Below are 13,971 nucleotides of genomic sequence, written 5' to 3' on the forward strand. Positions count from 1 at the left end.
CAATTGGTGATGAAATTCCTCAACCCGTCAGCTTTTTTCTGTTTCCTGTGCTGGTTTTTTCAGACTTAACTATGTCTAACTAATTATTAATGAGAACCCAAAAAAAGAATGAGAATAACAGAAGAGTCTTGATATTCCCAGTAAAAACGAAGGAACATAGAAGCAGAAGATCCCCAAATTGTGCCTTTTTTTTGTTGATAACGGTGAGTTCTTAAACTTCGGTAATGAGTTCCTTGAGTTGAAAGCAGATGAAATGCTTTCTGGTATTGCTGACGGACTTGAGGAGATAAAGATTTGAGTTGTTTTTGGGCTTTATGGGTAAATTGTAGGCTAAATAAGGCGATTGAAGGCGGCGCTCTTTCCTGTTTCATTTGTTTTTTTGTGGAGACTCCCATTATGTTGTTGTTGTTTGGAGGAAAAAATTAAATAATAAAGGCAGTGTCATCAACGTAAAAATCGGGTTGAATGCCTAAAATAAGAGTCTTGCTTCGGGAATGCTCAGGAATAATATAAAAACGTAGTTGATCCTCGTCTAAATTGAGCATTTTTTCGAGCTTTTGTTTTAACTTGTCGTATTGGGATTTAGCGGCTAAAATCTCGAAAACAGATTTTTGGACACGACAACCATAAGCTTCCAGTAACTTAGACACCCGATTCCGGCGGCTATCCTGTACAATGTCGTAACAAACAAGGTAAAGTGTCTTGTTAGTCATCTAACTCTGAGGTATTGCCTTTTAATTACTTGGTCCAAAGCATAGGCCGATATCCGTCTGTATCTCCCATCAAACTGGCGATGTATTCTCGTACTTGTAGTTCCAAGCAACGGCGCATACTGACCTTATATTGGGTGTAAGGATGAGTCATTTCACTGTGTAGCTTTTCTTCCCAATGCTTAAGGAACTTTTTCAAGGAATCTGGATGTAAATAGACTCCGTTACGTCCATCAGGCGGCGTAAAATCTTCTGGGGTAAAAATCTTTTTATTAACCAAATAAACCACCAAAGAATCGACTAATGGGGCGCGAAATTCCTCAATTAAGTCAGAAACTAAGGCAGGATGGTTATTTCGAGGAACATGAAGGTTGCCAAAATGGGTATGCAATCCCATCGCTTCTACAAAGGAGTGCATATTTTGACTCAGAAGGGTGTATCCTAGACTTAGTAAGCTGTTGACAGGGTCAGTAGGAGGGCGCTTGCTGCGTTTTTCAAAGGTAAAGGGAGCTTGGAATAGAGAACCCAAGGCTTGAAAGTATACTGTTGCCGCTTTTCCTTCATAACCCCGTAATTCATCCATTGAGTTTGCTAAGGGTAAATTATCTCTTAATTTCTCTAAGTTGGCAATGGCTTGTTTAACTGAAGAGTTAGAGCGACGACGGTTTAAACGCATCAGTAAAACTCTTGAGTTATTGAGCTTGGCTCGGACAATGTTTTCTGCCTGTAAACGGGTAAATTCAGGATTTTCTGCCCGCTTTACCTGTTGGGAAAGATACTCTACTTTGGCTTGTCCTTCGGTTTCCAAGCGCCCGAAATAGCGCCCCCGTTGGGACAGATATAATAGAGGAATTCGACGAGTAAGCGCTAATCGCACCGCACCATGAGTAATATTGCAGCAACCAAATAGTACAATATGACTGACTTGATTGACGGGAATTTTACAGCGTAACTCACGCTGATAGAAAATATGGAATTGATAGCCTTGTGCTTTGAGATAGGAACCTTGGTCGGTGATATATAAGGTAGTCATGGTGTCAACAAAGTAATGTTTAGGGTTGGTTAAAATCTTGGGTTGAGTTGAGGTTTTGGGTTTGAGGGAACAGATTTTTGGGGGTTGAGAGAGGAATGAATGAATGTAAATTGGCCGAGGTCGTCGCGGCATTCCCGAAGGGTCTAGAGGATAGCCTTTTTTACGGGGTTCTGGCGGAAGGGGCGCATAAACCTGTCCTTTTTTAAATAAATAACCGAGAAAGGTAAATTCTTGGTCTGGGGCGTATATTTCTGTCTTTTTTGGGTGAAGTTGCAGATAAATCCGCTCTAACCATTGGGTGATTAAATTCAGGGTTCGTTCAGCTTCCCCAAGACTCTGACAAGCGGCTACAAAGTCATCTCCGTAACGGACAAGATTAATGCCTTTTTCCAAGCATTTTCGGTCAAACTCACTGAGATATAGGTTGGCTAATGCTCCCGATAACACTGCACCTTGCAGTACCCCTTGGTTTCGTGGAAAATAACGACCTTTGAGAACAATACCGGATTTGAGTTGTTGTTCTACCAGTTGTTGGATAATTGGGTCTAGTTTTAGGTGTTCTAGGATGCTTAGAAGTATTGACCAATTGAGACTATCAAAAAATGAGCGAATATCAGATTTAATAATCCATTTGGGCTGAATTTGGTAGTAGTAATAGAGATGTTTTACTGCCATTTGGATGCCGCGTCCTGGACGGTAAGCATAACTACAGTCTGTAAAGACTTCCTCTAGGGGTAAATACAGATCTTCGAGTAACCACCGTTGCACTACCCGATCTCGAACTGCCGGAATTCCGAGTAAACGTTTATCTCCGTTATTTTTGGGCAGATAAAAACCTCTAGCGGGATAAGGTTGATAGATTTCTTCGATTAGTTCCTGTTGCAGTCGAATTAATTCGTCTTTTTTGACTCCAGCAAATAAGTCGGTTGTTATTCCATCAATTCCAGGGGATGGACTCCCTCGACGTACTTGTTCCCAGGCGTAATAGAGTTCATTTAGAGGAAATTGCATAATATTAAGGAAAATTCAGGGTTAATACTCGAAATCAAGTTTGCACTCCTTTGTTTTACGTTGATTCCATCATCGCAAAGAGATATTTGAGTTCATCCCTGAGTTGAAATTTTTTGACCTGAGTTCATACCTGAGTTCGTAACTGAGTTGAGTGGGCTTATTTTTATCTAGGTTTTAGTAATTATTTTTTCAAGTAAAAAAAGGACAAGTTTTTTTACTTATCCTCTAATTTTTATTTAATTAGTTAGTTTTCTCCTAAGAGAAAAGCATTCAAGTAGAAAAACAGGAACTATGGAAACATTTGTTTCCATTCTGTTAGTTTTCTCCTAAGAGAAAAGCCTTATTATTTGGGGGACGGAAGTAACTTTATGTGTTTCCATTGTGTTAGTTTTCTCCTAAGAGAAAAGCTTATGAACAGCTTGCTCAACGTGCTGGTCTGATTTAAGTTTCCATTCTGTTAGTTTTCTCCTAAGAGAAAAGTGGTGCTGAATTAGCCGCATCGTTTTCGGGCGGGATTGTTTCCATTCTGTTAGTTTTCTCCTAAGAGAAAAGGGATGAAAAAATCGAACGAGCATTTGAATTATACAGTTTCCATTCTGTTAGTTTTCTCCTAAGAGAAAAGCCCCTTCAATATGCAGATGTTGAAGTTCAAGGACAGGCTGTTTCCATTCTGTTAGTTTTCTCCTAAGAGAAAAGAACATGGGAAACCTGGCAAGGTTTTGTAGCAATAAGGCTGTTTCCATTCTGTTAGTTTTCTCCTAAGAGAAAAGCAGCGACGAAAAATGGCAAAAACTAGACGAATAAAATGGTTTCCATTCTGTTAGTTTTCTCCTAAGAGAAAAGCGCAATTCCTAGGGATAGCAGTAGCTGTACTATTGTTTCCCTTCTGTTAGTTTTCTCCTAAGAGAAAAGCTTTAGCGCAGAACTTTGGTTTCAACCAAGGAACAAAGTTTCCATTCTGTTAGTTTTCTCCTAAGAGAAAAGATATAAACCAATTCACGAGGGCCATTAGAAGAGTTTCCATTCTGTTAGTTTTCTCCTAAGAGAAAAGTTTAAAAATTATCTAATAGACTATGTAGGGAAGGTAAAATCGTTTCCATTCTGTTAGTTTTCTCCTAAGAGAAAAGTTCGGTTAAACACTGAACGTGTCAATCGGGATCTAACGTTTCCATTCTGTTAGTTTTCTCCTAAGAGAAAAGACTCCAACTATGAGGAAATAATCTCGCCCTATCTTGAGACAGTTTCCATTCTGTTAGTTTTCTCCTAAGAGAAAAGTCTACTTATTCAACGAGATCTTTGTTGACCCATATCTTCGTTTCCATTCTGTTAGTTTTCTCCTAAGAGAAAAGATCGTTCAGAAATCTTTTACAATATCAACACAAACGTTTCCATTCTGTTAGTTTTCTCCTAAGAGAAAAGTTTTATGTATTTTTTGGGGGGGAGGCTGATCTTTGAAGTTTCCATTCTGTTAGTTTTCTCCTAAGAGAAAAGCGTTACTGGTTTTCTCAAGAATCAGTAGATGATGGTTTCCATTCTGTTAGTTTTCTCCTAAGAGAAAAGCAGTGAAGCAGATAAACAGCTTGTTTATCGTCAAGTTTCCATTCTGTTAGTTTTCTCCTAAGAGAAAAGCATCAAAAAGATAGCCAGTTGCTTGAATGGCACGCTAAAGTTTCCATTCTGTTAGTTTTCTCCTAAGAGAAAAGTATCCTGATGTATTTTCTTGCGGGGTGCATTTTCAATGCAGTTTCCATTCTGTTAGTTTTCTCCTAAGAGAAAAGTGTTATAAATACAAACGGACGGGTTACATTTGAAACAGTTTCCATTCTGTTAGTTTTCTCCTAAGAGAAAAGTCGTGGTACCAGTTATAACCCTGCCCGGGTTCAATAGTTTCCATTCTGTTAGTTTTCTCCTAAGAGAAAAGCGGTGACGACGGTATCGATATTATCGATGCTACGCGTTTCCATTCTGTTAGTTTTCTCCTAAGAGAAAAGGAGTATCGAAACGGAGGGATGGCATCAGTCACACAAGTTTCCATTCTGTTAGTTTTCTCCTAAGAGAAAAGCGTTTAATGCAAATTTCCCAAGCTACTGCACCCAGGTTTCCATTCTGTTAGTTTTCTCCTAAGAGAAAAGACGTACGATAATAGAATCCTCAAATGAGGAGGAAGGTTTCCATTCTGTTAGTTTTCTCCTAAGAGAAAAGTATGCCACTTTACTTCCTGTGGCTGCAAGAAAAACAGTTTCCATTCTGTTAGTTTTCTCCTAAGAGAAAAGATTTTTCCAAAGTTTCCAAAATGATGCGCAGATAGTTTCCATTCTGTTAGTTTTCTCCTAAGAGAAAAGTATAACACTCCCATAAGAGTGTTGAGTAGTGTCGGTAGCTGTTTCCATTCTGTTAGTTTTCTCCTAAGAGAAAAGTAGTCAAGATGGCAAGTTCACTGTAAATTTCAGAGTTTCCATTCTGTTAGTTTTCTCCTAAGAGAAAAGGCCACCTTCTAAAAGGCTTGCCCTGACTTCATTCTACAGCAAAAATTCGTGGGATAGAAAAAAAAGAAAGAATTATCGCTACTTATTCTCAACAAGCCATTAAAGCACACTCCTCAAAACCAGTCAGATATAGCAATACGTGGGATACAACCAAAAAATAAGAGTTTCAGCACTCAACAACTTCCAACGAAAATACAACTAAAAACAAGTATAAATAAGTTCATGCTCAAAAATAACCTAAAAGCGACTTCAAAAGACTAAAATCAAACTTCATCATCTTCCTCTTCAATAAGCTGCCGAGAATAAGCTTCTATCAACTCTTGTAGTTCCTTAAACTCTTCTACCAATTCTAAATCACATTCTTGTGCTACCGTTAAACCCTCTTGACACAATTGCAATGCAGGAGTAATTTGGTCTAAATGTGCCATTAATTCAGCCAAATTATACAAAGTATTAGCCTTTCCTTTTTGATTCCCTTGTTCTTTTTGCAAAGCTAAAGCAGCCATTAGATTTGCTAAAGCCTCATAATAATTATTTAAGCCTAAATGAGCATAACCGAGATAAGCATGAGAATCAGCCACTTTTTCCCAATCTTCTAATTCCGTCAAGATTTTTAACCGTTTTTCCTCATATTTAATGGCTTCAGCTAATCGATTTAATTTATCATAAGCTAAAGCTAATCCCTGAAGATTACTAGCAATATTAGCTTTATCTTCAGTTAATTCTAAAAAATCAAGGCGTTTTTGGTAATAAAAAATAGCTTGCTCTAGATTTCCCAACGTTGCATAAGCATTGCCTAAACCTCGCCAACTTTCTGCTTCTATTGCCTTATCCCCAAACTCCTGAGCTATTTCCAAGCTTTTATGTAACCATTCCAAAGCTTCTAAAGAATTACCAAGCTCTTCGTAACTATCACCGAGCGATCGCATTGCATCGATAATCACAGCTATATCGTCTAATTCTTGAGCTATTTCTAACCCATGATGATACCAGTTTAAAGCCTCTTGTACATTATTTTCATCTCGACTAATATTTCCTAAAATTATTGCCGCTCTAGCTTCAAAGAGCGAGAATTGATGTTGTTGTGCTAAAGTTAAACAATTTTCGGTATACTCTTTTGATTCATCATTATTATTTAAACCCATGTAAATATTTCCTAAACTTCCTAAAGCGATGACTTCTCCTCGAATATCTTTAATTTGTCTAGCAATATCTAACGCCTGATGAAAATAAGTTAAGGAGTCTTGAAAATGCCCTAAAGCTTTCTGTACATTTCCTAAACCAACTAAAGCTATCCATTCCCCTGAATCATCACCTATTTCTTGAGCTAATTCTAGTTGCTTGGTGTGGTACTCTATTGCCAAAGAATAATTACCTTGAGTATCGTATACGTTTCCTAATCCAGTTAAACAAGTAGCATCGCATTGAGGGTTAACTTTATAAAGCAAATCCTGATAAATCATTTTTTGTTGCTCGTGGTAACCCCAGATACCTAAAAGATTGTGTAATTCTTCTTGAATTTTTGCCTCTGGTTCGATTTGTAATACAATTAAACTTCTTTGCCAGTCTTTTATCTGACATAAATGATAAAATGATTCTAAGTATTTTCGCACTTTTTCTAAATTAGATACATAACTAGGTGATGATTCTTCAATAGTAAGGAAATAAGTAATAGCCGTATAATCAGCAAGATACTCAAGAGGCACTTCATCTAAATTAATATTTAGTCTTTGAAATAATTCTTTACTTGTATTTAAGTTTGTTAAACTCATTTTTGATTTAAAATAATTAAATAATTTAGTAATAAAGCCCAAATTTTTAAACTTAATCAACTTAAACATCGGCTTTAAGCTTTCTAGCTCAAGCCGTTTTTGATTGCTGTTTTAACTTAGTTATTAACTGTTGATAATGTTCCAAAGCTACACTCCGAATTAAATGATGCAATCCTAATACTCGTTGATTATTTGGATTAACTGACTCTTCAACTAAAAATCGATAACATAACTCTTCCAATGCCATTTCTTGTCTTTCTTCATTACAAAACTGATTTTCAATTCGCTTAATTAATACTGCCAACTGCATCAACCATCCCTGTACCTGTACAGGAACACGATAAACCGACGCGGCACAAATTAAATAATAAGCATCGGTTGACTGCGCTTCTAACCGATTAAATACAGAAGTTAATCTTTGTTTATTCACTTCTAAACGGACTTTTCTCGTTAACTTATGTAATTTCCAATTATCTTCACTTCCCATTTGTTTCTGTGCTTCATTTTCGGCTTCAGCTAGTGCAGTTTCTACTGTTTCTATTTTACTCTTAACATCTTCCCAATAAGCTTTAACATTTCCTCCAAACGATTCCCAAATTTCGCCGCTAATCACTCGTAAAACTAATGGATGTCCTTGATAAGCTTTTCCTAAACGCATTAGCAACGCTTTTTCTTCTAGATTATCATCAATATTAAAACCTATTATTTCCCATAAATTTTCTTGCTCATTTTCATCTAATCCTGTTAAAAGATGACAATGCCAATATTGATTATAGCGTTGTTCAACTAAAGATAAAGGTAAATCTTGAGATGTGATTATAATCCGAGTTTGACAAGACTGTGCCGACAATAAACTTAAAAAAAACTTTTCCCACCAGTTATCCGCTAAATTTCCCCACCCCTCCTCTTCATTTCCTCCTAACAAATTTTCAAAAGAATCAAAGAGTAAAAGAACGGTATTATGTTGTAAATATTGCGTTAAATGCCAAATAACTTGTTCGGGGTTTCGCTGTGGTGAGGGCACTTGAATTTCCCAGGCTTCTAGCCATTGAATTGCCACTGTCATAAAATCTGTAGCATTCCCTAAAGCCTCAAAATTTACCCGCTTAAAATCATAGCTTTTTGTTAAAGAAGATGTCTTTTGTCTTTCTAAAATAATACGTTCCGCTAGTGCGGTTTTTCCAATACCCGTCAAGCCTAGAATAAATAAAAAACGAAATGCTCCTTGTAATTTTTCCGTCAAAGATGTAATTAAATCTTTTCGCCCTACCCAATAATCATCATAAGCAATAAAAGAAAATAAAGACGTTTTTTCTATCTCTTCTTGACTGGCTAAATTGCTATTAACTTCTTCATTTAAAGGTTTTAACATTGCCTGTTTATCCAAATTTAGAGCATGACAAATTTCTTCAAATTTAGTGATATAAACAGGTTTACTATTAATAAAATTATTAATTGTCGATAAAGCAACCTCTAAATGTGCCGCTAAGTCACCCTGAGTTAAAAATCCGTTACGTTTCAGAGCCTCAATTACTTGGGCTTTGCGTTCTTTATGAAGTCTAGCAGAACGGGGCATAATTTAAAAAAAGCTAACGATACACAGATTGGCTTAAGAGGCTTGAGTTATATCAGTTTTACTAAGATATTTTTTCCTTTATCTAAGGTTTTTTTGATTGTATCATTAAGTTGAGAGTGAAACTTATCAATTTTTGTTAAGTATGTGTCTCGAAGGATGATTTATAAAGTAGGATCATTTGGTTTAATTCCAAGGTTTATATGGCTATATTGAGGATTTTCGTTGAGAATTTCCGCTAAGGCACGAGCCTGGGAAATATCACTGGTGGCAAATTTATCGGTAAGGGTCTTTCCTTTGGCTGCATTAGCTAGTTCAATCATTAAATGGGGATTTTCATAAACCCACTGCTGCCACAACGCTTTATACTCACTCCAGAGTTGGTCTGTTGATTTGTCGAGTAGTGGCGGCTTACCTTTGCCCTTTTGCCAGTCTTTGTCAGATGGGGAAGAACGATAACCCTTAACATCTAATTTAGGAGTTACGCATTGACAGAAAAATAAACTTATGCGGCTAAAGTATTTTTTTCTTCTAAGCGCTTAAGAATAAACTCTCTAGCAACTTTAAGATAAAGCTCTCGTTGAACTTCATACCAAGTAAAGATTGTTTCTTGAATCCTCATTAATTCTAGTTGGCAAAAAGCTCTTAAAGAACAGAAAATATGAGTAGCTATAGATTGGGAAGTTCTGACTAAAAATTTATTTAAGCCGCATAATTGTTTTAAAGCTCTATGATAACATTCAATTCCCCAATGAATTGAACATAAATAGCGCAATTGATTTCTTGTTAAAAGTTTATTATCTGACTCTGACTCTTCAGTTTGATAGATTAAGTAATACCGAGGCTTTTCGTTTTTGAAAACCCTTTGAAATACTTTTACCCAACCAAATTCTTTTAAATAAACTTTAAGTCCATCTTCTGGAATCTCTAACTGCTCTACTTTACAGAATTTGCCACCCAAAACTTTTACTTGTCTATTTTTAGCTATTCCTACTAAAAAATCTAGTTTCTTGTCTTTAAAAAACTTTAAATTATTTTTAGAAGAATACCAACTATCTGTCGTGATTGTTTTAGGCACAATTCCCCACTCAAGCACTTCTTCTATCATTTCTTTTAAATATTCATTTTTCGTTTTTCCCTCCTCTTTATCATAAAGACGATAATTAATTGGAACTGAATTTCCATTTAAATCCGTATAATATACAGTAATTAAATTAATACCTTTAATTACTTTTTTATGTTTGCCTGACCAATAATAGCCTATTAATTTACATGACGATGGATTACTGTACAGCTTTTCAATAATTGTATCATCAGCACTTAATGTTCCTCCTGTTAAATTAATAAATTTTTTGACTTCATCAAATAAATCTTTGGGTTCATAATTTTCTCTAAGTAAAAAACGATTAGCACTGTCATGAGATATATCCATAATTTGCCCTAAACGAGAACAACCGCTCCATTTAGGCTCGGCAATTAAATAATTCGTGTAAATATCTAGGTCACATTTGGCCGTGCTTGGCTTAGTTTGCTGTCTTATGGGGTTTCTCCAGTGAGCGCTAGGGGAAAAGTAATATTACCCATAACTGTGTCATTCTGTCAATGCGTATCTCCTATAATTGATAAGCGCACTCAATGGTTCGCTCGTCATCAAGCCGCGCAACCAGGGCACTAATCGTTTATCTCCTTGAGTAGAAACTTCATAGGCGGCTTGTCCGGGTTGTGGATAGCGTGACCAATTATAATTAGTATTATTATTGTCAATATTCTTGCCTTGGAGTGCTTTAAAAAAGCTTTCCGTATCCATTGGCTGCCCAAATTTACCAACAAGCTTGGAAAAGGTTATATCTGGGATAAGCTCAATTTGAACCTTATAGATCGCATATTTAGTTGAACTAAATTTCTGGCTTTCCTCGAAATCGAGGGTTAGGGGAACCTCCTGCTTTGAGAACCATCCCTCAGTTTGCTCGGTTTTGCAGCTATCCACCGCCAACACCAATGTATCTTTATTAAGCATCTTCCCGTTAATCTCCCATTGATAAGCTTCTCTTGCTAGAAGCGTGGGCAAAGATTCAGACCGGGTAACAAGTGCCTTATTGGGCGTAATCACCTGCGGATACTTAATTGTGGTTGCATCAATTTCAATACGAGCTATCGACGGCGGATCTCGGTCTAAAATCGCTGTTAGTTGAGTTCCTTTCTTCAGCAATCCCTTACGCATTAAAGTTTGCTGTGCCTGTTTATCGGTTATGCGCCCCAGGATTTTTCCATCTAGCTTAACTGCCGGTTCAACTTCTCCTTTAGGATTTTTCACAAAGTCAATTCCTAATGTTCTTGAGTCGTGCTGGAAACTGCTCATAGAATAATTGTAATTTTTTAGAACCCCTATCCGAAAAGAAGTCCCATCCGCTAGGGTGGCCGTTACTCCCGCCCCAGGAGGAGTAGTGATCCACCCCTGCGCTTTCGTGCCCACTGGGAGTTGGGGGGATTCTCCAGCGAAGCGTCCTAACTTTTTCCCCTCCACTATTACTACTCGCTGGTTATGGTTAGGGTCATCGGGATTAGCTTCAAAGCCAATTTCTAGCGGCAGTTTTTCTTGATTAAAAATGCGTCCCTGATGCTCGTTTGACGGTGATTTTATCCCAGAAACTTCTAAAGACTTAAATTGAAGACTGCTTAGTCTCGATTGAATTTCAGGGGCAAATATAGCAAAAGCGGCACTCGCCTTCTTAAATGAATTTTCTTTATTAGTTCGTGCATTACATAAGTCCCACATCGCCGCCGCGTAAGATAACCTTTCGGAGTCGGGAATTCGATCACGAATTTGCTCGGCGTACTGTTTGAGTTCCTTAAAGGCGGCGCGGACTTGCTCAAGAGTTACGCCGGGTATAATCTCTACCGGTAAAGTGCCCAAGTCTGCATAAGAACCTTTATTTTTTTTGATCAAATCTTCGATGAACTGACCATATTGCCGCTCTGAGTTAATCGATAAATACCCAATCCGTTTATATGAAGGTTTACCATAGTCATTTAATTGCCCTGGTACTTGGCCTAAAATTATATATTTTTCGGGTCGTTTTTTATTATTGTTTTCCCGAACCCGAATGGTCATCTTATCTAAACTGTATGTTTGGGGATGATTAGAACCGTTGAGCAGATCGACAACTTCGATCATATTACCTTTGCGCGTGCGAAGGTTCATTGTTGGACCGAGTGATTTGGATAGCTCGGCTTTCAATTGATGAGCCTGACTTTGGCGTTTATTATATTCGACTCGAACTTGATCGATAAATTCTTTTTGCGTTTCGCTGTAAGATATATCTTCAAATAAATTACGGAACTGATGGGCTGGCCGAGCTTCTAGGCTATTTTTACAGAATTGTTCATTAACCGGGCGGACCAATAGGTCTATTGGAGAATAGGTGTTGCTATTCATGGGACGCTCACGGTAAACCTCTTCCGATTTGCGGTCTTCGAGCCACCCTACACTTCTGTAATCCGTTAATTCTTTAATGGTCTTTAAAATTCCCTGATCCGGGCGTAGGGCTGATTTGGGTCCGTCGACTGCTACTTGTAATTCATTGCCTAAAAGCCCAACTAATTCATGAAGAAATTTTTTGAGGGTCGTTAATTTTACCTCAACCGATTGGGAATTTGAGTTAGACGATGCGAGCGCGGAGCTCCACTTCGTGATCTCCTCTATTTGTGGCTTCAGCGTTTCTAGCTCTGAAGGTAGGGAATAATCCTCTGCGAGCAATTCGTTAAAGTGGGCACTAACGGTTTTTAGGTATTTTTCTTGGTCGTTTAGGGGGAGCATCGTTGTCTCTATTTCTAGAGCGACAACCTTCATCACTTGATTGGCAATTAGTCCTATCTGATTATCCTTGGCCGATAGAGCGATCTCCTCAAAGCTTCCTTGATAGGGAACTTTAGCTTTTTTGACCACATCGGCATAACGGTTGGAAGGAAGCTGTTTTTCTTTTACTTCTTCTGCTAAGATACCTATCTGCGGATCTTGATTACTGAGGGCATAAGCTATGCGATCTCCATCAAAGTCCCCCTGGAGATAATTAGCCGCCGTCACCGGATTCATCCAAGCAACGCCCTTGTAGGGCATCAATTCGGGGATATGGCGATTGGTGAGTGCTATAAAATTATTGGAGTTAACAAAGGGAGAACGAGTGGCAATAACCTCTGCCCCGTCGGGTAAATTGGGGTCGCAGAACTCATTGTCCTTAAGTTCCAGGCTCGGCTGTAGAAGTGCGCCCTTGAATTTAATAAACCTACCGGTTGCAATTTCTTTATATTGATTTTGAAGATGTTTATTGAGCGCATCCACTATTTTAGGATGGTCGAGTAGTTGATAGTGTCCCTCAACATCGGCTTTGAGCAGGTTATAAACAATCTCGTCATTTTCTTCGGCTGCGGCTTTATCTAACATCGTATCGATTTCATCACTTGATAATTCCTCACCGTCAAATTCTTCGGTAAAATTCGTCTGGTTTTCAATTTGATAGCGATATCTGCGCTCAGTTACTTCTAAATAGTCATGTGCTAATTTTATGGGGTCGGAGGCGATTAGAGTTAATTCTTCAAGTCTTTTTTGAGCTTGTTCGACAAAGGCGGCACAAGAAGAGGGATAGCCAACCAGAACCTGCGGTCCTAGGCTGTGTTCGCCGTAATAGGCGTGTGTCTTCAATCCCAGTCCTAGGGTAAGTTCGTATTCCCCCGGTTTGATGGCTTGGTTGTCCTCCCCCTTTCGTCCCTTGAATGCACTCGTCGGCATAATTAGATCATAGCCCGAACCAACTTTCTTTAAATTAGCTGGCGCAAGCGTTCCCTTGGCAATGCGGGCAAAGGGATCTTTGTCTTGAGTGCGTGAACCTAGCCTAAATTGAAATGGTGTGTAGTATTTTCCGCCTATTGCGGCATGAACTTTGTAATCGATTTTCCCGAAACAATCTCCTACCAACTTTTTAGCAGTCTCCTTATCTAGTCCGATAGTGTTGTCTCCAGTTTGGTCATCTATTATTAAAATCTTTGCCGCTTTAACCTCATGAAAAGTTTGGCAACCTGTAAAAGGAATTGAACCGTAAGCTGCCCCATCGGAGTCAACGGGATAAATTTCGTTTCTCACCTGCCTATCAGCAAAGTAAAATTTATCTCCATTGGCGAATTCGAGGGTTTTACCCTCAAAAGAGCGCAATTGCTCTGGCTTCGTTTTATTATAAATCCTGCCAAGGCTAAAGTTGACCCCTTCAAACAGATAGGCGGCTACTGAATTTTTAATGGTGATGGGCTTCGAGTCTAAATCTTGTTGGGTTAAAGTGTCGAAAAAAGGAACTTCTAATTCGGTTTGGAACTTTTGTACTTGCGCTACCATAGT

The 13,971-nt window shown here is 38.2% G+C and carries 8 protein-coding genes and 1 CRISPR repeat array; all 8 genes read right to left on the reverse strand.

The window, feature by feature from the left end:
• Positions 1 to 86: 86 nt before the first annotated feature.
• Positions 87 to 395: a type II toxin-antitoxin system RelE family toxin gene (locus tag CYAN7822_RS30195; protein WP_013334744.1), complete on the reverse strand. Its 309-nt coding sequence runs from the start codon at positions 393 to 395 to the stop codon at positions 87 to 89.
• 27 nt (positions 396 to 422) lie between these two features.
• Positions 423 to 713, reverse strand: a complete 291-nt coding sequence (cas2, locus tag CYAN7822_RS30200; RefSeq protein ID WP_013334745.1) for a CRISPR-associated endonuclease Cas2 — start codon at positions 711 to 713, stop codon at positions 423 to 425.
• A 25-nt stretch (positions 714 to 738) separates the two neighbouring features.
• Entirely contained in the window at positions 739 to 2,754 is a 2,016-nt protein-coding gene (gene cas1 / locus CYAN7822_RS30205; protein ID WP_013334746.1) for a CRISPR-associated endonuclease Cas1, read from the reverse strand.
• 232 nt (positions 2,755 to 2,986) lie between these two features.
• Positions 2,987 to 5,240: direct repeats of the CRISPR family, unit length 35 nt; unit sequence GTTTCCATTCTGTTAGTTTTCTCCTAAGAGAAAAG.
• Positions 5,241 to 5,503: 263 nt separating this feature from the next.
• Positions 5,504 to 7,012, reverse strand: a complete 1,509-nt coding sequence (locus tag CYAN7822_RS30210; protein ID WP_157871991.1) for a tetratricopeptide repeat protein — start codon at positions 7,010 to 7,012, stop codon at positions 5,504 to 5,506.
• A gap of 88 nt (positions 7,013 to 7,100) precedes the next feature.
• Positions 7,101 to 8,588 (reverse strand): P-loop NTPase family protein, encoded by a 1,488-nt coding sequence (locus CYAN7822_RS30215; RefSeq protein ID WP_013334748.1) that lies wholly within the window; start codon positions 8,586 to 8,588, stop codon positions 7,101 to 7,103.
• Positions 8,589 to 8,749: 161 nt separating this feature from the next.
• A complete protein-coding gene (locus CYAN7822_RS34985; RefSeq protein ID WP_049802761.1) occupies positions 8,750 to 8,944 on the reverse strand; it encodes a hypothetical protein in 195 nt (64 codons plus the stop codon).
• Positions 8,945 to 9,090: 146 nt separating this feature from the next.
• Positions 9,091 to 10,125: an IS701 family transposase gene (locus tag CYAN7822_RS30225; protein WP_013334931.1), complete on the reverse strand. Its 1,035-nt coding sequence runs from the start codon at positions 10,123 to 10,125 to the stop codon at positions 9,091 to 9,093.
• Positions 10,126 to 10,176: 51 nt separating this feature from the next.
• The gene (locus CYAN7822_RS30230) at positions 10,177 to 13,968 is read right to left on the reverse strand and encodes a hypothetical protein (RefSeq protein WP_013334750.1); all 3,792 of its coding nucleotides are present in this window, start codon (positions 13,966 to 13,968) and stop codon (positions 10,177 to 10,179) included.
• Positions 13,969 to 13,971 lie beyond the last annotated feature (3 nt).

It is taken from the genome of Gloeothece verrucosa PCC 7822 (genome assembly GCF_000147335.1).
Lineage (GTDB): Bacteria > Cyanobacteriota > Cyanobacteriia > Cyanobacteriales > Microcystaceae > Gloeothece > Gloeothece verrucosa.